This window comes from Dokdonella sp. (genome assembly GCF_051958935.1).
In the GTDB taxonomy this organism is placed as follows: domain Bacteria; phylum Pseudomonadota; class Gammaproteobacteria; order Xanthomonadales; family Rhodanobacteraceae; genus Dokdonella_A.
Map to the genome: position 1 here is coordinate 12,895 of NZ_JBQCFP010000107.1, position 25,045 is coordinate 37,939.

Here is a 25,045-nt window from a genome sequence, read left to right on the forward strand (position 1 = left end):
CGAGTTCGGGCATGTTCGCCGCGCCGGGCACGCTCATGCCTGCATCTCAACGCGCGCGCGCTCGCGCCGCGCTGACCTGGGTCAAGGCGTGCACGACGGGGATGCACGAGGATCGCGCCATGGACATTTCCCGAACCAACGAACGCGCGACGGCTGCCGGCGGATCGCGCGGCAGCATCCCCCTGCGCGTGGAAGCGGCGCCGGCCGCGAACGATGCCGACGCGGCAGCGGGCTCCCGCTCGCCGGGTGAAGCGCTCGCCAGCCTCCCCGCCGTGTTCGCGAGCGCGCCGCATCGCCTGATGTTCTTCGCCGGCGCGAGCGCGGTGATCGTGTCCATGCTCTGGTGGACGTGCTGGCTCGCCGCGGCGCGTTTCGGGCACGCATTTCCCGCGGCACCGGTGCCGCCCGGCTGGGCGCACGCGGTGTTCGCGCAGTACGGCATGCTCGCACCGTTCATCTTCGGCTTCCTGCTCACGGTGTTCCCGCGATGGATGGCGCAGCCTGCGCTGACGCGAAGACACTACGTGCCGGTCTTCGGCGGCGTGTTCGGCGGCTATCTCGGCGCTCACGCCGGCCTGCTCGGTTCGAAGTGGCTGCTCGTCGCCGGCATCGCGCTCATGCTCGGCGGCTGGCTCGCCGCGCTCGTCGCGCTCGGCGGCGTGCTCGTGCGCAACGGCGCGAAGGACCGCCACGCCCTCTCGTGCTACGTCGCGCTCGTGCTCGGCGCGTGCGGACTCGCTGCGTTCGGCGCGTTCGCGCTCGGTGCACCGTGGCAGTTCGCCTACGTCGCGATCCGCCTCGGCACGTTCGGCCTGCTGCTGCCGGTGTATTTCACGGTCTGCCACCGCATGATCCCGTTCTTCAGCGGCAACGTCGTCGGCCCGCGCTACCGCGCGTTCAGGCCGGCGTGGAGCCTGCCGCTGCTGTGGGCGCTGCTGCTCGTGCATCTCGTGCTCGACCTCGGCCACCACCAGGATCTGCTCTGGCTCGCCGACGCGCCGCTCGCGGCGTTCTTCCTCGTGCACTGGCTCGGCTGGCAGCCGTGGAAGTGCCTGCGTCCGGGCCTGCTCGCGGTGCTGCACCTCGCCGGCGCGTGGCTGTGGATCGCGTTCGTGCTGTACGCCGCGCAGAGCCTGCTCGCGTTCACCGATCATGGTTTCCTGTTCGCGCGCGCACCGGCGCATGCGCTCACCGTCGGCTTTTTCGGCTCGATGCTCGTCGCGATGGTCACGCGCGTGACGCAAGGCCACTCGGGCCGGCCGCTCGAGCTGGGACGCATCCCGTGGCTCACGTTCTGCCTGTTGCAGATCGTCGTGCTCGTGCGCCTGTACGCGGAATTCTCGGCCGACCTGCCACGCTGGCTCGTGGTCGCCGCGTTCGGCTGGCTGCTCGCGTTCCTGCCGTGGGTGCTGCGCTCCGCCTGGATCTTCCTGACCCCGCGCATCGACGGCAAGCCGGGCTGATGGCGGCCGTTCAAAAGCACGATGGATTCCCGCTTGCGCGGCCATGCTAACGTCGCGGCAAACCCTCAGCCCGTAGCGCGGGTCGAGCCGCGCAGCGGCGAGTCCCGCCGACCATCCCGAGCCCTACGAACGTGATCGAGTTCTACCCCCAGATCAAATTCGTCCACGTCGCCGCCGTGATCCTCTCCGGCAGCCTGTTCATGCTGCGCGGCATGCTGATGCTCGCGCGCTCGCCGCTGGCGCAACACGCCGTACTGCGCTGGCTTTCCTATGCGATCGACACGACGCTGCTGACCGCGGCGCTGATGCTCGTGACGCTCCTGCACCAGTATCCGTTCGTGCATGCATGGCTCACCGCCAAGGTGCTGCTGCTCGTCGTCTACATCGTGCTCGGCACGCTCGCGCTCAAGCGCGGACGCACGCGCCGCGTGCAGGTGGTGAGCTACTTCGCCGCGTTGTTCGTGTTCGCGTTCATCGTGACGATCGCACGCGCGCACGACCCTTGGGGCATACTCGGCCGACTCGTCCACTGAGCCCGAGGCGATGCCGGAATCCGCGCTGCTGTACGGCCTCCTTGCCGCGCTGGGCGGCGGCCTCCTGGTCGGCGTCGAGCGCGAGCGCAGCAAGGGGACGGGGCCCGAACGCGACGCGATCGGCGCGCGCACCTGCGTGCTCGCGGCACTGACCGGAACCGTCTGCACCCTGCTCGGCGACGCGGCGCTCGTGCTCGGCGGCCTCGCGGTCGCGGGGTTCGCCGGCCTCGCCTATCGGCGGTCGCGCGCGCGCGATCCCGGCCTGACCAGCGAAATCGCCCTCCTCCTCGTCTACCTGCTCGGCGCGCTCGCCGCGACGCGTGCACAGCTCGCCGCGGGCCTGTACGTGCTCGTCGCCATCGTGCTCGCGAGCAAGCCATGGCTCCACCGCTTCACGCGCCAGTCGCTCGGTGACGCCGAACTCGACGACCTGCTGCTGCTCGCCGCCTCCGCGCTGATCGTGCTGCCGCTGCTGCCCGATCGCGCGGTCGACGCGTTCGGGGTGCTCAATCCGCGCACGCTGTGGCTGCTGGTCGTGCTCGTCATGGCGATCAATGCAGCCGGTTACGTCGCGCTGCGCGTGCTCGGCGCGCGGCGCGGCCTGCTGCTCGCCGGTTTCCTGGGCGGCTTCGTCTCGAGCACGGCGACGATCGGCGGCATGGGCCAGCGCGCCGGGGCGATGCCCGAGGTGCGCGACGCGGCGATCGCGGCCGCGCTGCTGTCCAACATCCCGACCGTGGTGCAGATCGGCATCATCCTCGCGGCGACGTCGCCGCCGCTGCTGCTCGCGCTCGCTCCGGCGCTGGTCGCCGCCGGGGCGGTGGCCGCCGCGCTCGCCGCGGTGTTCGTCGTGCGTGCGCGGGCGGTCGTCGCGGACACTCCCGCAGCGACGGGATCGCGGCCGTTCGACCTGCGCCATGCATTGCTGTTCGCGGCGATCGTCGCCGCTGCCTTGCTGCTCGCCGCCGCGCTGCACGCGTGGATCGGTGAGCGCGGCGCACTGATCGCCGCGACGGCGACCGGTCTCGCCGACGTGCACGCGGCGACGGTGTCGCTCGGCGAGCTCGCGGCGACGGCGACACTGCCGGTGGCGCAGGCCGCGCTCGGCCTCGTGCTCGCATTCTTCGCCAACTCGCTCGTCAAGGGCATCGCCGCGCTGGCCGCCGGCGGCCGTGCATTCGCGCACCCGTTGGCCGGTAGCCTGGTGGCGATCGACGCGGCCCTGCTGATCGGCTACGCGCTGCGCTAGCTGCCGGGCACGACGGCGGCTGCGACGTTCGGACGCAGGACGTGTACGCTTGTACACAGCTGCCCTTGACCCGGATCAAGGCGTCCCGTATTCGCGTGGGAGAAGCTGGACACACTGGAGAAACCGATCACTGCACGAGGGAATTCTCGATGAAACGCTTGCTGCTCGCCGTCGTCGTCAGCGCCGCTGCGCTGGCCGGTTGCACCAGTCGCTCGACCGGCACGACTGAAGCCGTCGCCGCCCCTCCCGTCGCCTCTACCGGCGGCTCCGCCAAGGGCGATTTCGGCCCGCCGCAGGGCGAACCCGTGCATGCGGTGCTGACGAGCCCGCCCGAAGTGCCGCCGCCGACCAACCGTACGCAGCCGGCGAAGGTGATCGTCGAACTCGAAGTGATCGAAAAGGAGATGCCGATCTCCGAAGGCGTCACCTACACGTTCTGGACGTTCGGCGGCACCGTGCCCGGCAGCTTCATCCGCGTACGCCAGGGCGACACGGTCGAGTTCCACCTGAAGAATTCGCCCGACAGCAAGATGCCGCACAACATCGACCTGCACGGCGTGACCGGCCCGGGCGGCGGCGCCGCATCGAGCTTCACCGCGCCGGGGCACGAATCGCAGTTCACGTTCAAGGCGCTGAACCAGGGCATCTACGTCTACCACTGCGCGACCGCACCGGTCGGCATGCACGTCGCCAACGGCATGTACGGGCTGATCCTGGTCGAGCCGCCCGAAGGCCTGCCGAAGGTCGACCACGAGTACTACGTGATGCAGGGCGACTTCTACACGACCGGCAAGTACCGCGAGAAGGGCCACCAGCCGTTCGACATGGAGAAGGCGATCGACGAATCGCCGACCTACGTGCTGTTCAACGGCCACGAGGGTGCGCTCACCGGCGACAAGTCGCTGGCCGCCAAGACCAACGAGACGGTGCGCCTGTTCATCGGCAACGGCGGCCCCAATCTCGTCTCGAGCTTCCACGTGATCGGCGAGATCTTCGATCGCGTGCAGCAGGAAGGCGGCACGCATCCGCAGGAGAACGTGCAGACCACGCTGATCCCAGCCGGCGGCGCCGCGATCGTCGAATTCCACACCGAGGTTCCCGGCAGCTACGTGATGGTCGATCACTCGATCTTCCGCGCGTTCAACAAGGGCGCGCTCGCGATCCTCAAGGTCGACGGGCCGGAGAACAAGGCGATCTACTCGGGCAAGGAAGTCGATTCGGTCTACCTCGGCGATCGTTCGGAGCCTAACCTGAAGCCCGTCGCCGCGGCGGCGAAGGCGGCCGCGAGCGGCGCACTCACCAAGGAAGACCAGATCAAGGCGGGCCAGGTGCTCTTCACCGGCACCTGCTCGGTCTGCCACCAGGCCAATGGCGAGGGCCTCGCGAACGTATTCCCGCCGCTGGCGAAGTCGAGCCTGCTCGCCGCCGAGCCCAAGCGCATCGTCGACATCATGCTGCACGGCCTCAGCGGCAAGGTCACGGTGAACGGTACCGAGTACAACTCGGTGATGCCGCCGATGACGCAGCTCACCGACGACGAGGTCGCCAACATCGCGACCTACGTGCTCAACAGCTGGGGCAACCCGGGTGGCCAGGTGCACAAGGAAGACGCGGCGAAGGTTCGTGCGGCGGCCCCCGCGGCCGCGCCGGCGGAGCACTGAGCGAGCACCGGGCATGAACGCGCGAGCCATCCGCCCCTGCACGATCGTCCTCGCCGGCGCCGCGACCGCGGCGCTCGCGATGGCGCCGTGCATCGCGGCCACCGCAGCACCGGCCTACGCGCCGATTCCCGCGACCGACTTCGTGAGCGTGATCGAAACCGAGGCCGACGCGAAGCCGGTGCAACTCGCCGCGTACGCGTTGCGCGTCGAACCCGTGACGAACGCCGAGTTCCTCGCGTTCGTCACGGCACATCCGCAATGGCGGCGCGACCGCGTGCCGAGCGTGTTCGCCGACGCGCGCTACCTCATGCATTGGCAGGCCGCCGATGCGCTCGGCGACCAGGCGCTGCCGACGCAGCCGGTCACCCAGGTGAGCTGGTTCGCGGCGCAGGCCTACTGCGAGTCGGAACAGGCGCGCCTGCCGAGCTGGATCGAATGGGAACGTGCCGCCGCGGCGAGCACGACCGTCGCCGACGCGCGCGGCGATGCCGCGTGGCGCAAGCAATTGCTCGACTGGTATGCGAAGCCGTCGAACGCGCCGATTGCGGCGATCGGCGGGGGCGTACCGAATCTGTACGGCGTGCGCGACCTGCACGGCCTCGCCTGGGAATGGGTGGAAGACCAGGCGTCGATGATGGTCACGTCCGACAGCCGCGACCAGAACGATCCCGACCGGCTCAAGTTCTGCGGCTCGGCCGCGCTCAGCCTGCGCGACCGCGACAACTACGCCCTCCTCATGCGCATCGCCCTGCTGTCGTCGCTGCAGGCGGCGGACACGACCGCCAACCTCGGCGTCCGCTGCGCACGTTCCATCGACACTGCGGTGAAACCATGAAACCGATGCAAGAACCCGGCGAGCACGAGGCCCTGCCCTGCCTCGGCTGCGGCACCACCGACATGCATTCCAATCCCGGGCCCGTGCCGCGGCTGCGATCGATCCTGCGAATCGTCGCGCTGTGTGTCGTACTGCTCGGGCTCGGCTTCGCCGTCGCGCGCGCACAAGCGGGTGAACTCCCGCGCGATTCGACGTACCACCTCGCGGTGCCGCTCGTCGACCAGGACGCCCGCGGTTTCACCTATGCGGACGGGCGCGGTCGCGCGCGCATCGTCAGCATGTTCTACACCTCGTGCAAGTACGTCTGCCCGCTGATCATCGACACGCTGCTGAAGACCGAGCGCGGACTCGCGCCGGCCGAGCGCGCGCGCATCGACGTGCTGCTGGTCAGCCTCGATCCCGACAACGACACGCCCGACGCGCTCAAGCGCGTCGCCGACAAGCGCCACCTCGATACCGCGCGCTGGCGCCTCGCGCGCACCGACAAGGCGCACGTGCGCACGCTCGCCGCACTGCTCGGCATCCAGTACAAGCAGCTCGAGAGCCGCGAATTCAGCCACTCGAGCGCGCTCGTCCTGCTCGATGCCGAAGGCCGTGTCGTCGCACGCACCGATCGCCTCGGCGAGGCCGACCCCGACTTCGTCGCCGCGGCCAGGCGCGTGCTCGGCGCCAACTGACACGACGGCTGCGAAGTGTCGGCAGGCCATCGTCCCGCCGAAGGCGCATCCTCGAGCAGACGCCGCACCGCATGAGCCCCCTCCTCACCTACGCCGGCGCCCTGCTGCTCGGCCTCGCCGCGAGCGGTCATTGCCTCGTCATGTGCGGCGGCATCTCGGCTGCGCTCGGCATCGCGACGGCGAAGCGCGCCGATGGCCGCACGCGCCCGGAACTGCTCGTCGCCTACCAGCTCGGTCGCATTGCTTCGTACATGCTCGCCGGCCTGCTGCTCGGCGGCGTGTTCGGCGGCTTCATCGCACTGCTCGACATCGAGTCCGTGCGAAGCGCGCTGCGCGTGCTGAGCGCTGCGGCCTTGCTGCTCGGCGCACTCGTCGCATCCGGCCGCCTGCGCGATCCCGGTTTGGGCATCGGTCGCCGCGTGTGGCCGCGGCTCGCGCCGCTCGGCCGCCGCCTGCTGCCGGTCGCGAGCCTGCCGCGCGCGTTCGCGTTCGGCATGATCTGGGGCTGGATGCCGTGTGGCTTCGTCTACACCGTGCTGCTCATCGCGGCACTGCAGCTCGACGCGGCCCGCGGCGCGGCGACGATGCTGCTGTTCGGCCTCGGCACCGCACCGGCGCTGCTCGCGGCCGCGTTCGGCGCGCAGCGTTTCGCGCGGCTGGGCGCACACCGCGGCGGCCGGCGCGCGGCCGCGGCGGCCCTGCTCATCAGCGCATTGCTCACGCTCGCGGGCCCGTGGTTCGGCGAACACCTGCACTGGATGCATGTGATGCTGCCGTTCGACTGCACCGCGCGCTGAGGAGCCACGCGTTCACGCCGTGGGATCGGGAGGACGGAGCGAAAGCGCGTCCTCTCCGCGCCCGAGCGCGCCGGGGCTCGGAAGCAACACGCCGCGTCAGACCGGACGCAGCTGGTCCGCCACGCTGCGCGTGCGTTCGGTGACCTCCGAGCCCGTGTGCAGGGTCGTCTTGCGCTCGATCAGCATGATGAGGCATTCCTGCTCGGCGACCGGATTGTGGCGCACGCCCTTCGGCACGACATAGGCCTCGCCCGCATCGAGCTCGACCGCACCATCGGCCATCTCGATGCGCAGGTGGCCCGAGAGGACGTAGAACAGCTCGTCCTCGTCGTCGTGCGCGTGCCAGCCGAACGTGCCCTGCACCTTGGCGACCTTGACGTACGAGTCGTCGAGCGACGCGACCACGCGCGGCGACCACAACTCGGTGAGCCCGGCGGCGACCGCCACCGGTGAAACGGCCTTCGTCATTGAACCTCCGTCGCCGCGGACCGCGGCATTCGTGATCATCGGGCGCGGCCGGCACGCCACCGAAGAATTCGCAGTGTAGTGTGCGCCAATGCGCACGCGATGACGTGGATCGCAGTCGGCGGGTCGCCACGTCTTCATTGCAGGCTCCGCCATGGTCACGGCTCGCTCGCGATGCGCAGCGCATCGGGCAAGTCGACCTGCTCGAAGTCGATGCGCCGCGCGACGCGGCCCTCGGCATCCAGCACGACCACGGTCGGCACGCGCGAGACGCCGAAGTGGCGGAACAGTGCACCGTCGCGGTCGAGCACGAGCGGCACTGCCACGTGCCCGCGGTCGCGCCATTCGCGCACGTCCTGTTCCGACGCCCACAGGCCGGACGCGATGCCGAGCCAGCGCTCGCGGGTGTCCGCGCCGATTCCCGCGAGCTGTTCGCGCAGCGCGCGGCAGCGCGCCGAGGAGGCCGGCCGCGTCTTCTCGAAGTAGTCCTCGCACCAGGGCGAGAGGAACGCGAGCACGCTGCGCCGCCGGCGTTCGGGGTCGGCGAGCGCGACCTCGTTGCCGTCGAGCGAAAGCACGCGCGTGGGCGGCGCCGCGTCACCGATGCGCAAGGCGCGCGGCGTGTCCGCCGCGGCATCCGTCGTCGCGAGAGCCGTGGTGCCACGCGAACGACGTGCCTCGGCGAGCGCCGCGTCGACGCGTGCATCGGCGAGATGCCCGATGTGGCGAATCACGCCGTCGCGATCGATGACCACGTGCTGCGGCGTCACGCGTACGCCGAAGAGCCCGGCGAGTCGGCCGTCCTCGTCGCGTACGATCGGCATGGTGAGCCCGTATTCGTCACGAAACGCGCGTACCTGCTCGGGCGTGTCATCGAAGCCGAGGTTGATCGCGACGACCACGAGATCGTTGCTGGCGCCCTGCTGCACGCGCTCGAAGTGCGGCATCTGCTCGCGGCACGGCGAGCACCAGGTCGCCCAAAACTTGAGGTATACCGCCTTGCGTCCGCGCAGTGCGGCGAGATCGATCGTGCCGCCGTCGATCGTCGTCATGCGCGCGGCTGGGGCGAGCCGGCCGAGGCGTGCCGCGCCCGCTTCGCGCGCGAAGTCCTCGCCGCTTTCCGCGCACGCAGGCGCGGCGACGAATACGAGGCAGAGGGTCAGCGCGGCGATGCACGCTTCGCGGCTGAGCGTGCGCAGGTTCGGGGAAGGGGTCGGTGCGAGCGTCGGTTCCATCGTGGGCTGCATTCGGCGAGCGCGGCGACTCGGGTCGTTGCCGCATCGCTACGTTACGCAGGACCGCGCCCCGCGCAGGCGCCAGTCGCGCGCGCTTCGATGGAACCAGCGCGGATGGAGTGCGGGGGACTGGAACACACCGTCCAGTCAACGCGAACGGATGCGGTGCATCCCATACTTCAGGCCGAAGGGCCGTTGTCGAACGGCACGTCGCCGGGCATTCCGGCCGTAGACCCGGAGGAGTCGCTGGGTTCCGGCTTTCGCCGGACGTCGAGCGCGGGGATCCGGACGGCCGGACGTCCCGCTCTCTCGCACGGGTTGCGCTCTGCGTGAGCTCCGTGCGCTCCGCGTCAAGCTTTCCGGCTTCCCTTCGTATCCTTCGTGCCCTGCGTGTGGAAAGGTCTCGCTCACGCTCCTGGTCCCGGCACTACTTCACCGCGTTCCCCGCGACCCATTCGGCGAGTTCCTTGCGGTCGACGTGCTCGCGCAGCGCGCTGCATTGGCGGATGCCTTCGAGCGTCTGGCCGAGGCCGCGGTCGCCGCCGATGAGTTCCTTCGCGCGCGGCGCGAGGTACGCGGACATCTCATCGGCTTCGGCGGCACTGCAGCGGCCGGGAGCGAACGTCTTGGGCAGCCAGGCCTGCGCGAACGGCGGCAGGCGCTTGCGATAGGCCTCGAAGTGCTGCGTCAGCCACTGCCACAGCGCGGCGCGGTTCTCCGGCTCGTCCGCCTGGGCCTCGTAGAGGCGCCCCATCTCGCCGATCTGCACGGCTGCACTGAGGCCGTAATCGCGAGCGCGTGCACCGAGCGCGGTGTCGCGCGTCGCACCGAGTGCGGCGAGCAGCGCGTAGCGCTCGGTCGTGTCGCGGCTCGCTTCGAAGGCGGCCTGCGCGGCGTCGAACGCGGCCTGTCCGCCGTCCTGCACGGCCACCTTGAGAGCGGTCACGCGCAGGTCGGCGTCGGCGCGCGAAAGATCGGCCTTGCTCCCGCTATCGAGGCCAAGCGCGGCGCGTCCCTGCCTGCCGAGTTCGGCGCGCGTGGCCGGGTCGCGCACGACCATCGCGAGGAACTCGGCGATGCGCGTGCGCAGCGCGGTGTCGGTGCCGGGCTCGCCGTCCTTGCGATGCCAGCCGAGCCTGGCGAGGCGCGGCGCGTACAGGCGCGTGACCCAGGCATCGAGCGCGGGCCGCATCGCCGCGTCGGCGACATGTGCACGAATCCATTCATAGCGGCCCAGCAACGCTGTCGCGACCTGCGGCATCTGCGCGGCCGCGAGCGCGGGCATCGCATCGAGCAGCGCGCCTGCGGATACGCTGCCGCGGCGGAAGCCGCTGTCGATCGCATCGGCGTAGACGAGCTGCTCGGGTGCCGACAAGGTCGCGATCGCACCGCCGAGGCGGGCGAGGTCGGTCGCGGCGAGATCGAAACGGTAGTAGCCGCGGGCGTCCGCATTCGGCAGGTACCAGTCCGGGCACGCGCCGGCGACGTCGAAGCGCTGTTCGGGCTGCTCGAGCAGGAAGCACTGCGTATCCGAGCGGCCGCCGCGGCCGAACCGCGTGCAGACCGGCACGCCCCAGCGCGGCGCATCCTTCGACATCACCTGGTACGGCAGATAACGCGACTGCGCGAGCGTGAGCGTCGCCTTGCCCGCTTCGCACGCGAGCTCGCTGCGCACGAGCGGCACCCCCGGCTGGTCGAGGAAGCTGCGCATCGCCTTGGCGAACGTCTCGCCCTTGCCGCTCGCCTCGGCGAGTGTCTCGATGAGATCGTCCGAGCTGCCGCTGCCGAAGGCGCGCCGCGCGAGGTAGGCACGCATGCCCTTGCGGAAGCGCTCGTCACCGACCCAGCGCTCGAACATCGCAAGCACGGCGGCACCCTTCTGGTAGGTGATGCTGTCGAACGCGGTCTCGATGTCGCCGCGGCCGAGGATCGGCTGGCGGACCTTGCGCGTGCTGAGCAGGCTGTCGTTCGCCATCGCGTAGAGGCGGCTTTCGAGCGCCTCGAGGTCGGCATGGTATTCCGGCTTCAGCGCCGAGGTCGCCTTCGCCTGGCCCCAGGTCGCGTAGGCCTCGTTGAGCCAGATGTCGTCCCACCACGGCACGGTCACGAGGTCGCCGTACCACTGGTGGGCGATCTCGTGCGCCTCGATGTTGAACACGCTGCGGTAGTGGTCCGCGGCCGACTGGGCGTCGGTGAGGAGGTAGGCGTCGCGGTAGATGATGAGGCCCGCGTTCTCCATCGCGCCGGCGGAGAAATCCGGCGCGCCGAGCAGGTCGAGCTTGTCGAACGGATACGGCTGCGCGGTGTAGTCCTCGTAGAACGCGACGATCGCGGGCGCGACTTCGAGCGCCCAAGCGAGCTTGTCCTTGCTGCCGCGCGGGCCGATCGCGCGCAGCGGCAGCGCGGTCTTGCGCACCGCGTTCGGCGGGATCGGCGCGGCCTCGGCGACGTCCCACGGGCCGACCGCGAACGCGACCAAGTAGGTCGGCAGCGGCGGCGTGGTCGCGTAGGCGATCGTCTTCCATTTCGCGTCGGCGGACTTCTCCTCGCGTACCGGCCGCGTGTTCGCGACCGCGACGTCCTGCACCGGCACGGTCAGCGCGAGGTCGAACGGCACCTTGAAGCGCGGCTCGTCGAAACCGGGGAATGCGAGGCGCGCGCTGACCGGCTCCATCTGCGTGACCGCGTACGCGTCGTCACCGACCTTGACCTTGTAGACCCCTTCGAGCTGGCCGTTGAACGGCGCGTCGTAGTCGAATTCGAGCTCGACGTCCTGCGCTGGCAGGCGGTGCGCGAAGCGGACTTCGAGCACGCCGGTGTCACCATGCGTGACCGCCTTCGCCTCGACTGCCGCACCCGCGGCATCCTTTGCGCGCACGGCGCGGACGTTCATCTGCTGCGCGTGCAGCCAGACATGGTCGCTCGGCTTGGCGAGCTTGACCCGGATGCGCGCCTCGCCGTCGAAGCGGTCGCGGCGCGGATCGATCGTCAGCTGCAGCGCGTAGTGCAGCGGCGCCACCTCGGCCGGCAACTTGCCGGTCGGCACGCCGTCGTCCTTCGCGACGGCAGCGCCGCAGGCGAACAGGCAGGACATGCCGGACAGGATCAGGATGCTCGTTCGCATCGGTACGACTCCGCGGAGGTTCGCCGCGGACCCCTGCCCGCGGCATGAAGCCGCCACTTGACCACGCCGGCCGGGTCGCCGGCATGGGCGGAACGTCATGCTGCGTGCCGACGGACTGCGACGAACCGCGCGGCGGTCACGTCTTCCCCGCATGAGGCGCTGGGAGCTCGCTGTTTCGCTCGACCCGCAGGGCGGACAGCCCCTGTTCCTGCAGCTCGCCGATGCGATCGCGGGAGACATGCGCCGTGGCCGCCTGCGCGCCGGCGACGCCCTGCCCGGCTCGCGCGAACTCGCCGCCCAGCTCGGCCTCAACCGCAACCCGGTGGTCGCCGCGTACGAGGAACTCGCCGCGCAAGGGAGCGTGCGCACGCGCGTCGGCGGCGGCACCTTCGTCGCCGCGGCGACCCCGCTCGCGCGGGTGCGCCCGTGGACGCCGGAGGCGCCCGCGGCACCGACGTTCGCGCTCGCGCCCGCAGCGCCCGCGCGGGTGGTCGCGCCCGCGGCGCCTGCGCCCGGCACGCTGCTGCTCGCGGGCGCCGCGCCGGATCCGCGCCTGTTCCCCGCGCGCGCACTCGCACGCGCATTCCGCCGAGCGATCGAAGCGCGCGGCCGCGCCGCGCTCGGCGCGGGCGGGCCGTGCGGCCACGCACGCCTGCGCGGTGCGCTCGCCGACATGCTCGCGCGTTCGCGCGGACTGCCCGCAACGCCGGCGAACACGATGGTCACGCGCAGCATCGAGCAGGGCATCGATCTCGTCGCGCGCGCGCTCGTGTCCCCGGGCGACGTCGTCGCGGTCGAGCAGCTCGGCTACCCGCCGGCCTGGAACGCGCTGCGCCTCGCCGGGGCCGAATTCGCGCCACTGCCGCTCGACGGCGAAGGCCTGCGCGTCGATGCACTCGCCGCGCTGCTGGAGCGCACCCGCGTGCGTGCGGTGTTCCTCACGCCGCACCATCAGTTCCCGACCACGGCGGTGATGTCGGCCGCGCGGCGCGCGCGACTCGCCGAACTCGCGCTGCGCCATCGCATCGCGATCATCGAGGACGACTACGACCACGAGTTCCACTACGCCGGCAAGCCCGTGCTGCCGCTCGCCGCGGGCCCGGGCGGCGCGAATGCCGTCTCCATCGGCTCGCTCTCGAACCTGCTCGCGCCCGGCCTCGTCACCGGCTTCGTCGTCGCGCCCACGCCGGTGTTCGAGCGGATCGCACAGTTGCGCGCGGCGAGCGATCCGCGTTGCGACGCCGCGCTCGAAGCCGCGATCGCGGAGCTGTTCGAGGACGGCGAGCTGCTGCGCCACGTGCGGCGGCTGAAACGCGCTTTCGCTGCGCGCCGCGATGCCCTGGCCACTGCGCTGCGGCGCCGGCTCGGCGGCGCGCTCGAGTTCCATGTCGCCGAAGGGGGCCTCGCGCTATGGGTGCGCGCCGACGCCGCGATCGACCTCGGCGCGTGGGTTCGCGAGGGCCTGCGCGAAGGCGTGCAGTTCGCCGCCGCGACGCCGTACGAATTCAGCGGCCGCGATGTCCAGGCGATGCGCCTCGCCTTCAGCTGGCATGACGAGGCCGAACTGGGACAGGCGGTCGAACGCATGGCGCGCGCACTCACCCGCTGTGCACCACGGCGACGCGCACCGCTCGCGCGAGCCGCGAGCGGCACGCGCGCCATCGGCTCGCGCGAAGCGGAGCGGCGCCGGAGCGCCTGAGCCGCCGGCCGGGAAGGGCGGTCAGGCCGCCGCGGCGAGCGCCGGTGCGGCCGCGCGCGCCTGCTCGGCGACGACGCCGACCGCGTGCAGCACCGCCGCGATGCGCACCGCGCTCTGGATCGCCTGCGCGGCGACGCCGTGCTTCTGCAGCGTCTTCTCGTGCGATTCCATGCACATGCCGCAGCCGTTGACGGCCGACACCGCGAGCGAGGCGAGTTCGAAATCGATCTTCTCGCAGCCGGGGTTCGCCATCACGTTCATGCGCAGGCCTGCGCGCATCGTCGCGTACGCCTCGTTGCCGACGAGGTGGGTGAAGCGGTAGTAGATGTTGTTCATCGCCATGATCGCGGCTGCGGCGCGTGCGCCGTTTGCTTCGGCGTCGCTGAGCGTGCCCGCGAACTTCGCGACGATCGCCTCGGTCAGCGGTTCGTGGCGCGCGGCGATCGCGCTCGCGATCGCGACGATCGCGATCTGCTTGGCGCTGAGGCCGGGGGAGCCCGTTTCGCCGAGTACGGCGTCGAGGTTGAGGCGCAGGTCCTTGGCGTAGTCGGGCAACTGGTCGCGGATCGATTCGAGGCTCATGGTGGACTCCTGTGGTCGCGCGGCGTGCCGCGCATTTCGTACGGGTTCTAGGATGGCGCGGGGATCGCGCCTCGCGACGAGGCATCGCCGGAAAGAAGCCGGGCGGCGGCGGTGCCGCCGCCCGGGAACCGCCTCGCGCGGCGGGGGAGGGAGAGCGCGAGGCGGGGGGAACACCGACGCTCAGATCAGGCCTTCGCGTCGCGCGCGATGCCACTCGGCATCGCGGCGCGGTGGATCAGGCGACCTTCAGCGTCTCTTCGCCCTGCTTCCAGTTGCACGGGCACAGCTCGTCGGTCTGCAGCGCGTCGAGCACGCGCAGCACTTCCTGCGGGTTGCGGCCAACGCTGCCGTCGGTCACGTAGGCGAAGCGGATCACGCCTTCCGGATCGACCAGGAACGTCGCGCGCTTGGCCACGCCCTCTTCCTCGTCGAGGATGCCGAGCGCGGTCGACAGGCGCTTGGCCGTGTCGGCGAGCATCGGGAACGGCAGGTCGCGCAGGTCCTTGTGGTCCTTGCGCCACGCCAGGTGTACGAACTCGCTGTCGGTGCTCGCGGCGAGCACCTGGCAGTCGCGATCGGCGAACTGGCTGTTGAGGTCGCCGAAGCCCTTGATTTCGGTCGGGCAGACGAACGTGAAGTCCTGCGGGTAGAAGAACACGAGCAGCCACTTGCCCGTGTAGGTCGAGTTGCTGATCGGCGCGAATGCCTTTTCCACGCTTTCGGTCGAAACGGTGGCCTTGAGGTTGAATTCGGGGAACTTGTCGCCAACGGTAAGCAGTGCTGGACTCCTCCTTGGAGCGGTCTTCAAGACGATGGGGTTGATACGGGGTGGCGCAAGCATCGCGCCGACGGGGACAAGAATAGGCCCCGTCCATCGATCATTCAAATCGATTGTTGATATGTTATCGATAGAGTGATTCAATCGCCAGCGTCGTCCCCGGAGCGCTGCCATGAACGTGCGCGACCTGCGCTATCTCGTTTCGCTCGCCGAGCACCGCCACTTCGGTCGCGCGGCCGAAGCGAGCTTCGTGAGCCAGCCGACCCTGTCGACGCAGATCCGCAAGCTCGAGGAGGAACTCGGCGTCGCGCTGGTCGAACGCACGCCGCGCAAGGTGCTGCTGACCGAGGTCGGTCGCGAGATCGCGCAGCGCGCGCGCGAAGTGCTCAACGAGGTGGAGCAGATCCGCGCGATCGCGCGGCGCACGCTCGATCCGGAATCGGGCACGGTCAGGCTCGGCATCTTCCCGACCCTAGGCCCCTACCTGCTGCCGCACGTGGTGCCGCGCATCCGCGCGCGCTTCCCGCGGCTCGAACTGCTGCTCACCGAAGAGAAGACCGAAGTCGTGCTGCGCCTGCTGCGCGAGGGCCGTCTCGATGCGGGCATCCTCGCGCTGCCGATCCACGACGACCAGTTGCACCAGGAGTTCCTGTTCGAGGAGGACTTCGTGCTCGCGGTGCCCGAGGCGCATCCGCTCGCGACGCATGCGAGCCTGAAGCTCGACGAACTCGCCGACCAGAACCTGCTGCTGCTGGAGGACGGCCATTGCCTGCGCGACCAGGCGCTCGAAGTGTGCCACCTCGCCGGCGCGAGCGAGCGCAGCGGCTTTCGCGCGACGAGCTTGGAGACGTTGCGCCAGATGGTCGCCGCGGGCGTCGGCATCACCCTGCTGCCCAACCTCGCGGTGCAGCCGCCGATCGCTCCGTCGGCGAACGTGCACCTCGTGCCGTTCCGCGGCGATCCGCCGAGCCGGCGCATCGCGATGGTCTGGCGCAAGAGTTCGGCGCTCGGCGCCTTCCTCAAGCAGCTCGCCGGCGTCATCCGCGCGCTGCCGCGTGAACTGCTCGACGCGCGTGCGCCGGCGCAGGCGCGCAAGGCGCGACCCGCAGCGCACCGGTGAACCGCGCGGGTTTGAGAAAGCCCGCGCATTGGACTACGGTTCACGGATCAAGGCGCAGCCGTGCGCCGACCCACATGGAGTTCTCCGCCTTGGAACCGATGTCCGCCACGCCTCCGATCCTCGTATCCAGCCTCGACTTCGAGCGCATCGAAGCCGTGCTCGATGCGCCGGCATTCCGCGACCATGCCAGCGCGATCGCGCTGCGCGACGAACTCGCGCGCGCCGACGTCGTCGCACCGGCGCAGATGCCGGCCGACGTGGTCACGATGAATTCGCGCGTGCGCGCGGTCGACGTCGACAGCGGCGACGCCTACGAGATCACCCTCGTCTATCCGCGCGATGCCGACGGCGACGCCGGGCGCGTGTCGGTGCTCGCGCCGGTCGGCAGCGCGATCCTCGGCTTGCGCATCGGCCAGACGATGCAGTGGCCGATGCCGGGCGGCCGTCGCATGACCCTGCGCGTCGAGGCGATCCATTACCAGCCCGAAGCCGCCGGCGACCTGCACCGTTGATAGTCCGCGCCTATCGGCGCCATCGCATCCGTCGATTTAACCGGATGCGGCGACGGTGCTAACGTCCGGGTACGCGTGCCACGGAAGGTCGTCGTTGTCGTCCTGTCCACCACGAGGTGCATCATGAGCAACCTGAAAGGCAGCCGCACCGAAGAGAACCTCAAGGCCGCGTTCGCCGGCGAATCGCAGGCCAACCGCCGTTACCTCTACTTCGCCCAGAAAGCCGACGTCGAAGGCCACAACGACGTCGCCGCGGTGTTCCGCTCCACCGCCGAGGGCGAGACCGGCCATGCGCATGGCCACCTCGAATACCTCGAGGCGGTCGGCGACCCCGCGACCGGCCTGCCGTTCGGCAGCACGGTGAACAACCTCAAGACCGCGATTGCGGGCGAAACGCACGAGTACACCGACATGTACCCGGGCATGGCGAAGGCCGCTCGCGAGGAAGGCTTCGAGGAGATCGCCGACTGGTTCGAGACCCTCGCCAAGGCCGAACGTTCGCACGCGAACCGCTTCACCAAGGCGCTCGGCGAAGTCGGCGGCTGAGCGGTAAGTCGAACTCGGCAACCTTGTGGGAGCGGCTCCAGCCGCGATGCTTGCGCATGTTTCATGAAGAGCATCGCCCCTTCGAGCGCTCCCGCAAGACACCGCGCCGCGGCTCGATTCTGCGCGTGAGCGGATGAGTCGCGAGGCGGCGGATCCGGCGCTGCGCGCCTTGATCCGCCCTACAGCCCCATTCCCGGAGCCCTGCATGGCCGACGATCGCACCGCGTCCGCTGCACCGCGCGAGGGCAGCCTCGATGCGCCGACGCGCCATCCGCTCGACTGGAAGAACCCCGCGTTCTACGACCAGGCCGCGCTCGACGCCGAACTCGAGCGCGTGTTCGACATCTGCCACGGCTGCCGCCGCTGCGTGAGCCTTTGCCAGGCGTTCCCCACCCTGTTCGACCTCGTCGACGGATCGTCGACGATGGAAGTGGACGGCGTCGCGAAGAGCGACTACGCGAAGGTCGTCGAGCAGTGTTACCTGTGCGACCTCTGCTACCAGACCAAGTGCCCGTACGTCCCGCCGCATCCGTGGAACGTCGACTTCCCGCACCTGATGCTGCGCGCGAAGGCGGTGCGCCACCGCGAGGGTGCGACGTCGCTCGGCTCCAAGCTGCTGTCGAGCACCACCGCGGTCGGCAGGATCGCGTCGATCCCGCTCGTCGTCGACGTCGTCAATGCGAGCAATCGCGCAGCGCCCACGCGCAAGCTGCTCGACAAGGCACTCGGCGTGCATCCCGACGCGCGCCTGCCGACGTTCCATTCCGACACCGCGCGCCGCCGGCTGCGTGCGCTCGACGGCGATGCCGCAACGCCGACGCCCGCGGGCCGCACGCGCGGCAAGGTCGTGCTGTTCGCGACCTGCTACTGCAACGTATCGCAACCGGAGGCGGTCGAGGACCTCGCCGCCTTACTCGCCCACAACGGCATCGCGGTGAAGCTGGTCGAGCGCGAGGTCTGCTGCGGCATGCCCAAGCTCGAACTCGGCGACCTCGACAGCGTCGAAAAGTACATGCGCGAGAACGTGCCACTGCTCGCGGCCGCGGTGCGCGACGGCTGGGACGTGAGCGCGGCGATCCCGTCGTGCGTGCTCATGTTCAAGCAGGAGCTGCCACTGATGTTCCCCGACGACGAGGACGTGCAGCTCGTGCGGCGGCACATGTTCGATCCGTTCGAATACCTCTGGCAACGCCACCAGGCGGGCCTCCTGAAGACCGATTTCCGCCACCCGCTCGGCAAGGTCGCCTGGCACGCGCCGTGCCACCAGCGCGTGCAGAACATCGGCCCGAAGACGCGCGACGTGCTCGCGCTCGTGCCGGGCACCGAGGTCACCGTGATCGAACGCTGTTCCGGCCACGACGGCACCTACGGCGTGAAGCGCGCGACCTACGCGATCTCGCGCAAGATCGCCAGGCCCGTCGAGGCGCGCATCGCCCAGGCCGCACCCGATCACTTCGCCAGCGACTGCCCGATGGCGGGCAGCCATCTCGCGCACGGCCTCGGCGACAGGCCGGCGGCGGAAAGCCCGATCACCCTGTTGCGCCGCGCATACGGCATCTGACCCCCAGCGAAAGGCAACAGCCAGAAACACGGAGCACGCGGCGAAGGCAACGGCGTCCATCTGAAGAAGCTGGTCCTCCGTGTGCCCGGTGCGGTGCGCTCCGTGTTTCAATCTTTCAGCTTCGGACTCGCTTGACCATGAACAAACTCGCCCCCGCCGATCTCTGGAAACTCGAGGACTACGCCCGCGAACGCGCTGCGTTCCGCGCGCGCGTGCTCGCGCACAAGAAGCCGCGCACGATCCATCTCGGCGCGCACCTGACCCTCGTGTTCGAAGATCGCCTGACCGTGCAGTACCAGGTGCAGGAGATGCTGCGCATCGAACGCATCTTCGAGGCCGAGGGCATCGCCGACGAACTCGCCGCGTACAACCCGCTGATTCCGGACGGCGGCAATCTGAAGGCGACCCTGCTGATCGAATACGACGACGTCGAACAGCGCCGGCGCGAGCTCGAGCAGCTGCGCGGCATCGAGCACGCCATCCGCCTCGTCGTCGAAGGCGCCGAACCCGCGACGACGGTCGCCGACGAGGACCTCGACCGCAGCAACGAAACGAAGACTGCCGCGGTGCATTTCCTGCGCTTCGAGCTCGTCCCGGCGGCGATCGCCGCCTGGCGCGCCGGCGCGCCCGTGCGCCTCGAGGTCGAGCATCCGCACTATTGCGGTGCGACCGCCCTCGATGCGCGCCAGCGCGAGGCCCTGCTCGCCGATTTCGCCTGAACGGCGCGTTGCGCGTCCGAGTGGCGAGTGCTGCGCGCACCCGCCGACAACGCGCATCTGCCGCCGGCCATGGTTGACATCCCGGCCCCGCAGCACGCATATCGCGGGGATGAGCCGCACCTATCGATTCGGCGAGTTCCGCCTGCTTCCTGCGCGCCGCGAATTGTGGCGCGGCGACGTCCAGCTCGCGGTGCCGCCGCGCGCGTTCGACTGCATCGTCTACCTGGTCGAACAGCGCGACCGCGCGGTCGGCCGCGACGAACTCATCGCGGCGGTCTGGGGCAAGGCGGACATCAGCGATGGGCTGCTCGCGCAGACGATCCTCGCGATGCGCCGCACGTTCGACGACACCGGCAAGGAACAGCACTACGTGCGCACGGTGGTGCGCTTCGGCTACCACTGGGTCGCGCCGACGGTGGCCGTGGACGAGGAGCCGCCGCCGATCGCCGTAGCGCCGGTGGCAGCGGCGGAGGCGGAACCAGCTGCCGAGGTCGCGATCACTCCGTCGTCGAACACGGGCGCCGTGCCGCTGCGACGTGCCCCGCGCCCGCGTTGGTACGCCGTCGCCGCGGGGGCGCTCGCGCTCGCGCTGCTCGCGGGCGTGGCCTGGTGGGGGACGCGCGCCACGCACGACCCGGCGCCGCGCGCGGCGGGGTCGCCGGCGACGACGATCGCGCTCGTGCTGCCGGTCGAAGTCACCGCCGCGGAAGGATCCGACTGGATCCGCCTCGGCCTCATGGATCACGTGGCCGCGCGCCTGCGCGGCGCCGGCCTGCCGGTGGTGCCGAGCGACAACGTCGTCGTGCTGACCGGTGCGGCGCGCCAGGCCGGCGGCGGCAGCGCCGCCGATCTTGCCCGGGCCGCGGGCGCGACCCTCGTCATCGAGGCCCGTGCGGAACGCGTCGACACAACCTGGCGCGTGCGCCTGCACACGGTGCTCGGCCGCACGCCCGCGACCGACGGCAGCGGCGAAGCGGGCGATGCGCTCGTCGCCGCACGCATTGCCGCGGACGACCTCGCGCGACGCCTCGGCTACGCGCCGCTCGCCACCGCTGCGCCGTCCGGCGACCGCTCCGCACTCGATGCGTTGCTGCAGCAGGCCGAGGCGGCGACGCTGAGCGACCGCCTCGAGGATGCACGCGCCCTGCTCGCGCAGGCGCCCGCCGACCAGCGGGCGCAGCCGGAGCTGCGCCTGCGGCTCGCGCAGATCGACTACCAGGCTGGCGACTTCGACGCCGCACAAGCCACCTTCGCCGCGGTTGCGCGCGACGTCTCGGCCGAACAGGACCGCGTGCTGCATGCGCGTGCATTGAGCAATCTCGGCGTCATCGCGGCCATGCGCGGCAACAACGTGCTCGCCGCGAGCCGCTTCGACGAGGCGATCTCCCTGCTGCGCGGCCAGGGCGCGCCGGACGCACTCGGCAAGGCGCTCAATGGCCGCGCCAACATCGCCGGCGCGATGGACCAGACCGAACTGGCCCTGCAGGCGTTCGCCGAGGCGCGCACCGCATTCGAGAGCAGCGGCAACCTGCTCGCGCTCGCGCTGGTCGATTCCAACCTCGCCGCGCTCGACATGAGGCGCGAGCGCTATGCCGAGGCCGAGCCCGTGTTCCAGCGTGCCGCCGACCGTTTCGCGACCTTCGGCGTGCACGCGGCCGAGCTCAATGCGCTGACGGCCGTGGCGGAGCTGCGCGTCGCCCTGCTGCAGGCCGACGCCGCGCTCGCGCTCGAACCGCGCGTGCGCGACGTCGCCGCGAAGGTATCCGATCCGGCGCGCCAGCGCGACGCGGAACTCACGACGTTGTTCGTGCTGTTCGACAATGGACGCGAGCAGGACATCGATGCCCGGCTCGCCGCCGTGCTCGCCGACGCGCTGCGCGAAGACAACCGCGCCGCGCAGGCGCGCGCGCACGCGCTCGCGGGCCGGCTCGCATTCGAGCGCGGCGATGCCGCGCGCGCGGCGGACGAAGCGGCGCAGTCGCTCGCGCGGTTCACTGCGGTCGACGACCAGCGCGAGCACGCGCGGGTCTACATGCTGCGCATCGAGGCGCTGCTCGGCACCGGCCAGCGCGAAGCCGCGGCCGCCACGGCCGCCGATCTCGGCGCCTTCGCCACCCGCGCGGGCAGCGCCGCCGCACGCCTCTATGCCGATTTCGCGCAGGCGCGCACGACCGCCGACGAGGAGGCGGCCGGCACCTGGTACGCGCGTGCGCTCGGCGAGGCGGATGCACTGCGCATCCCGCTCGACCTGCGCGAGGTCGTGACCGCGTACGCGCAGTGGCTGATCGAACGCGGCGACCCCGCGCGCGCGGCCGCCCTCGCCGAACGCGTCGCCGGTTTTGCCGCGCGCGATTTCGGCAGCGCCCTGCTGCAGGTGCGCATCCAGCAGGCGAAGGGCGACGAGGCGCTCTGGCGCAACGCGCTCACGCGCGCCCAGGCGCTCGCGGGCGACCGGCGCATCCCGCTCGCGCTGGTGACTCCGCCGACGGTCGCTTCGCGCTGAGACCGCGGCACGGGCATCGGCGCGGGAGCTGCCCGGTCGTCTCTCGTCGCCAGCGCGCTCCCTCGGCGAATCAAGCGCTTGGCCCCGCCACTGATGCATGCCTAATGCGGGCATGACGTTCCGCGCATGCGCGCCGCGGCGCGCCCTCGCATGCTGGTCGCGTCGTTTTTCCCAGACGGAGCTGCCGATGTCGTTTTCCCGCCTGAGCCATACGGGCGCCCTGCTGCTGTTCGCCTCGCTCTTCACGATCCCCGCGCTCGCCGCCGACGGCCTGCCCGACCCGACCTTCGGTGTCGGCGGCGCCGCCTACATCACGCCCGACGACGTCGAGGCGCGCGAGCTGCGCCCGTATGCCGCCCTCGGATTGCCCGACGGCAAGATCCTCGTCGCCGGCGAGCGCAACAAGTTCATCCCGTCGAGTCCGTTCGATCCGCACATGCGCGCGATGCTCGCGCGCCTCAACGCCGACGGCACGCCCGACACGGGCTTCGGCAACATCCCCGGCATACCCGGCGTGCTCGTGCTGCCCGACCTCGTGCCGGCGACCGGCGCGGGCATGCAGATCATCGAGGCGATGGTGCGCCTCGACGACGGCTCGATCGTCGTCGCCGGCACCGCGTCCGCATTCGGCCCGCTGCGCGGCTTCCTCGTCAAGCTCGACGCGGAAGGCACGATGGATACGACGTTTGGCACCGACGGCATCCAGCTCGTGCCCGACGTCTACGTGCACACGCTCGCGGTCGACAGCCAGGGCCGCTTCGTGATCGCGGGCGAAAAGGCGATCGACGCGGTCGCGCACGGATATGTCGCGCGCTTCGACGCCGACGGCGCGCCCGATGCGACATTCGGGACGGCCGGCGGCGTCGTCATCGACTGGGATGAAGCGGGCGAGAGCCGTGGCGGTTATCTCGGCACGCTCGGCCTCACCGACGGCGACGGCATCCTCGTCGGCGGCAGCTACGAGGTCTACGGCCAAGGCATGGGCGCGGACTTCGCGATCGCGCGCCTCGATGCAAACGGCGCGTTCGATACGGCGTTCGCCGGGACCGGCTGGCGCGTGTTCCATCGCCCTGACGATACGGGGGAGGCATTCACCACCATCGACGGCATCGATCGCCTGCTGCCGACCGCGGGGGGCGGCGCGGTGTTCGTCGGCCACTACCAGGTCGACGACGGCGAGGGCAACACGAGCCTCGAGACCGTGCTCGGCGGCATCGCTGCCGACGGCACGATGGACAGCAGCTTCGGCAGCAACGGCGACGGCTTCCAACCGGTCGCGATGGCGCCCGGCGCGTTCACGCGCTATGCGACCGGATTCGTGCGCCAGGCCGACGGCAACCTCGTCGCGTCGATCAGCTACGTCGGCCCCGAATCGAGCTTCCTCGCGTTCCGCTTCACCCCCGACGGCCAGCTCGATGCGAGTTTCGGCGACGCCGGCATCGCGAGCGTCGACATGGCGCCCGGCGGCATCTTCAGCGACCCGTCCGCGCTGGCGCTCGATGCGCAGGGCCGCGTGATCGTTGCGGGAATCGCCGAACGCACCTCGCCGTTGTACGAACTGGCCGTGCTGCGCCTCACCCACGACGACACGACCGATCGCATTTTCGCCAACGGTTTCGACGGAGCGCGCTAACTCCCCCAAGGCTCCGTCGACAGGACCGGCCGCGCCCCCTCTCTCCCTCGGGCGCGGCTGGTCCATCTTTGGTGCTTCTTCGCGGGACCGCGCTGGCGATGCCGGCGCAACCCCGGAACGCAAACGGTCCGCCGACCGCGACCCACGCGTGCTGAAATGAGCAGCAGCGCGCCCCGCCCCGCCGTCGTCGTCCCGGGAAAAGCCCGCCCCCCCGGCGCGTCATTCCCGCCTCCGCGAGGATGACGACATCCTGCCGCCGCAAGACCCCTCGGTGGGCCGAGGTCGCCGAGGCGCCTTGCGTGCGTGCCCCGAGTGGTGGGCCAAGGCCGGATGCGGCGCGGTTGCGCCGCAGCACGCCATCCGCTAGCATGCCATCCAATATACTAACGCGCTAATACATTGACGCGATGAAACGACGCCAGATCGAACCCGAACTCGACCCTGGTCGCGCCGAGCGCTCGCTGTGCGAGGCGCTGCTGTCGCTGCGCAGCGTGGAAGAGATGCGCGCTTTCCTCGACGACCTGTGCACGCCCGCCGAGCGCGAGGCGATGCGCGACCGCTGGAGCGTCGTGCCGCACCTGCTCGCGGGCGAGCCGTACTGGCAGATCCACGACGCGACCGCCGTGAGCATCACGACGATCGGCCGCGTCGCGCGCTGCCTCGACCAGGGCGCGGGCGGCTACGCGATCGCTGCGGGGCGCATGGCGAAGCCGCGCAAGACGACGAGGAGTGCGCGATGAACGACGGGCGCGAACGCGTGCGCGTCGCCGTGCAGAAATCGGGGCGCCTGTCGGAGGCGTCACTCGACCTGTTGCGACGCGCCGGGCTCGCGTTCCGCGCGAGCCGCGACAAGCTGTTCCTCTACGGCGAAAACCTCCCGGTCGACGTGCTGCTCGTGCGCGACGACGACATTCCCGGCCTGCTCGTCGAAGGCAGCTGCGAACTCGGCCTGGTCGGCCGCAACGTGCTCGACGAGCAGCGTCTCGCCGGCGGCGCGGACGCCGCGCCGGCGGTGCTGTTCGACCTCGGCTTCGGTCCCTGTCGCCTTTCGATAGCGGTGCCGGACGGCGGTGCGATCGAATCGCCGCGCGACCTCGGCGGGCTGCGCATCGCGACGTCCTACCCGGCCCTGCTCTCCGACTGGCTGCGCGTGCAGTGCATCGAGGCCGAGATCGTGCTGCTCACGGGGTCGGTCGAGATCGCGCCGCGGCTCGGCAAGGCCCATGCGATCTGCGACCTCGTTTCGAGCGGCGCCACGCTCGCCGCCAACCAGCTGCACGAACTCGCGACGGTCATGCAGAGCGAGGCGGTACTCGCGGCGAGCCCGCGCCCGCGCAGCGCCGCCGCGACGCA

Annotated in this window: 22 protein-coding genes; 17 read left to right on the forward strand and 5 right to left on the reverse strand. The window is 70.7% G+C overall.

The genetic code is table 11. The features are described 5' to 3' along the window. The first annotated feature begins 119 nt into the window (after window positions 1–119). From ACTHK2_RS10165 to ACTHK2_RS10195, 7 genes are all read left to right on the forward strand, one after another. Window positions 120–1,463 carry an NnrS family protein gene (locus ACTHK2_RS10165; protein ID WP_440245595.1) on the forward strand — a complete coding sequence of 448 codons (1,344 nt, stop codon included), beginning with the start codon at window positions 120–122 and terminating at the stop codon, window positions 1,461–1,463. Between the two features lie 131 nt (window positions 1,464–1,594). Next, complete coding sequence (locus tag ACTHK2_RS10170) at window positions 1,595–1,996, forward strand: SirB2 family protein (protein WP_440245596.1); 402 nt, start codon at window positions 1,595–1,597, stop codon at window positions 1,994–1,996. 10 nt (window positions 1,997–2,006) lie between these two features. Continuing rightward, window positions 2,007–3,245 carry an MgtC/SapB family protein gene (locus ACTHK2_RS10175; protein WP_440245597.1) on the forward strand — a complete coding sequence of 413 codons (1,239 nt, stop codon included), beginning with the start codon at window positions 2,007–2,009 and terminating at the stop codon, window positions 3,243–3,245. 149 nt (window positions 3,246–3,394) lie between these two features. Continuing rightward, window positions 3,395–4,906: a copper-containing nitrite reductase gene (gene nirK, locus ACTHK2_RS10180; RefSeq protein WP_440245598.1), complete on the forward strand. Its 1,512-nt coding sequence runs from the start codon at window positions 3,395–3,397 to the stop codon at window positions 4,904–4,906. A 13-nt stretch (window positions 4,907–4,919) separates the two neighbouring features. Further along, window positions 4,920–5,741, forward strand: a complete 822-nt coding sequence (locus tag ACTHK2_RS10185) for a formylglycine-generating enzyme family protein (RefSeq protein ID WP_440245599.1) — start codon at window positions 4,920–4,922, stop codon at window positions 5,739–5,741. Further along, window positions 5,738–6,418, forward strand: a complete 681-nt coding sequence (locus ACTHK2_RS10190; RefSeq protein ID WP_440245600.1) for an SCO family protein — start codon at window positions 5,738–5,740, stop codon at window positions 6,416–6,418. Before ACTHK2_RS10185 ends, ACTHK2_RS10190 begins: the two co-directional genes overlap by 4 nt. 71 nt (window positions 6,419–6,489) lie before the next feature. Then, window positions 6,490–7,215, forward strand: a complete 726-nt coding sequence (locus ACTHK2_RS10195) for a sulfite exporter TauE/SafE family protein (RefSeq protein WP_440245601.1) — start codon at window positions 6,490–6,492, stop codon at window positions 7,213–7,215. 96 nt (window positions 7,216–7,311) lie between these two features. Here ACTHK2_RS10195 and ACTHK2_RS10200 read toward each other — a convergent pair whose 3' ends face one another. From ACTHK2_RS10200 to ACTHK2_RS10210, 3 genes are all read right to left on the reverse strand, one after another. Further along, on the reverse strand, window positions 7,312–7,683 hold the full coding sequence (locus tag ACTHK2_RS10200; protein WP_440245602.1) for a cupin domain-containing protein: 372 nt from the start codon (window positions 7,681–7,683) through the stop codon (window positions 7,312–7,314). 155 nt (window positions 7,684–7,838) lie between these two features. Beyond that, complete coding sequence (locus ACTHK2_RS10205) at window positions 7,839–8,915, reverse strand: redoxin domain-containing protein (protein WP_440245603.1); 1,077 nt, start codon at window positions 8,913–8,915, stop codon at window positions 7,839–7,841. Window positions 8,916–9,342: 427 nt separating this feature from the next. Beyond that, entirely contained in the window at window positions 9,343–12,039 is a 2,697-nt protein-coding gene (locus ACTHK2_RS10210) for a M1 family aminopeptidase (RefSeq protein WP_440245604.1), read from the reverse strand. A 151-nt stretch (window positions 12,040–12,190) separates the two neighbouring features. On the opposite strand from ACTHK2_RS10210, the gene ACTHK2_RS10215 reads away from it, so the two are divergent. Continuing rightward, window positions 12,191–13,738: a PLP-dependent aminotransferase family protein gene (locus tag ACTHK2_RS10215; protein ID WP_440245605.1), complete on the forward strand. Its 1,548-nt coding sequence runs from the start codon at window positions 12,191–12,193 to the stop codon at window positions 13,736–13,738. A gap of 21 nt (window positions 13,739–13,759) precedes the next feature. Here the strand turns inward: ACTHK2_RS10215 and ACTHK2_RS10220 are convergent, their stop codons facing one another. Together ACTHK2_RS10220 and ACTHK2_RS10225 are read right to left on the reverse strand one after the other, a co-directional pair. Continuing rightward, on the reverse strand, window positions 13,760–14,320 hold the full coding sequence (locus ACTHK2_RS10220) for a carboxymuconolactone decarboxylase family protein (RefSeq protein WP_440245606.1): 561 nt from the start codon (window positions 14,318–14,320) through the stop codon (window positions 13,760–13,762). A gap of 235 nt (window positions 14,321–14,555) precedes the next feature. Beyond that, window positions 14,556–15,272, reverse strand: coding sequence for a peroxiredoxin (locus ACTHK2_RS10225; protein ID WP_440245607.1), 717 nt, complete (start codon window positions 15,270–15,272; stop codon window positions 14,556–14,558). Here ACTHK2_RS10225 and oxyR point away from each other — a divergent pair. The 9 genes from oxyR to hisG form a co-directional block, all read left to right on the forward strand. Then, the gene (gene oxyR / locus ACTHK2_RS10230) at window positions 15,271–16,218 is read left to right on the forward strand and encodes a DNA-binding transcriptional regulator OxyR (RefSeq protein ID WP_440245608.1); all 948 of its coding nucleotides are present in this window, start codon (window positions 15,271–15,273) and stop codon (window positions 16,216–16,218) included. The genes ACTHK2_RS10225 and oxyR overlap by 2 nt on opposite strands. 98 nt (window positions 16,219–16,316) lie before the next feature. Next, on the forward strand, window positions 16,317–16,730 hold the full coding sequence (rnk, locus tag ACTHK2_RS10235) for a nucleoside diphosphate kinase regulator (RefSeq protein ID WP_440245609.1): 414 nt from the start codon (window positions 16,317–16,319) through the stop codon (window positions 16,728–16,730). A 123-nt stretch (window positions 16,731–16,853) separates the two neighbouring features. Continuing rightward, entirely contained in the window at window positions 16,854–17,276 is a 423-nt protein-coding gene (locus tag ACTHK2_RS10240; RefSeq protein WP_131999003.1) for a rubrerythrin family protein, read from the forward strand. A gap of 205 nt (window positions 17,277–17,481) precedes the next feature. Beyond that, window positions 17,482–18,837 carry a (Fe-S)-binding protein gene (locus ACTHK2_RS10245; RefSeq protein WP_440245610.1) on the forward strand — a complete coding sequence of 452 codons (1,356 nt, stop codon included), beginning with the start codon at window positions 17,482–17,484 and terminating at the stop codon, window positions 18,835–18,837. 137 nt (window positions 18,838–18,974) lie between these two features. After that, window positions 18,975–19,556 (forward strand): DUF3501 family protein, encoded by a 582-nt coding sequence (locus ACTHK2_RS10250; protein ID WP_440245611.1) that lies wholly within the window; start codon window positions 18,975–18,977, stop codon window positions 19,554–19,556. A gap of 109 nt (window positions 19,557–19,665) precedes the next feature. After that, window positions 19,666–22,059 (forward strand): winged helix-turn-helix domain-containing protein, encoded by a 2,394-nt coding sequence (locus ACTHK2_RS10255; RefSeq protein WP_440245612.1) that lies wholly within the window; start codon window positions 19,666–19,668, stop codon window positions 22,057–22,059. A 187-nt stretch (window positions 22,060–22,246) separates the two neighbouring features. After that, the gene (locus tag ACTHK2_RS10260; protein ID WP_440245613.1) at window positions 22,247–23,692 is read left to right on the forward strand and encodes a hypothetical protein; all 1,446 of its coding nucleotides are present in this window, start codon (window positions 22,247–22,249) and stop codon (window positions 23,690–23,692) included. Window positions 23,693–24,099: 407 nt separating this feature from the next. Then, window positions 24,100–24,432 (forward strand): YerC/YecD family TrpR-related protein, encoded by a 333-nt coding sequence (locus ACTHK2_RS10265; RefSeq protein WP_440245614.1) that lies wholly within the window; start codon window positions 24,100–24,102, stop codon window positions 24,430–24,432. Next, window positions 24,429–25,045 (forward strand): ATP phosphoribosyltransferase (hisG, locus tag ACTHK2_RS10270; RefSeq protein ID WP_440245615.1); only part of this gene is annotated, 617 nt, incomplete at its 3' end. The genes ACTHK2_RS10265 and hisG, both read left to right, overlap by 4 nt.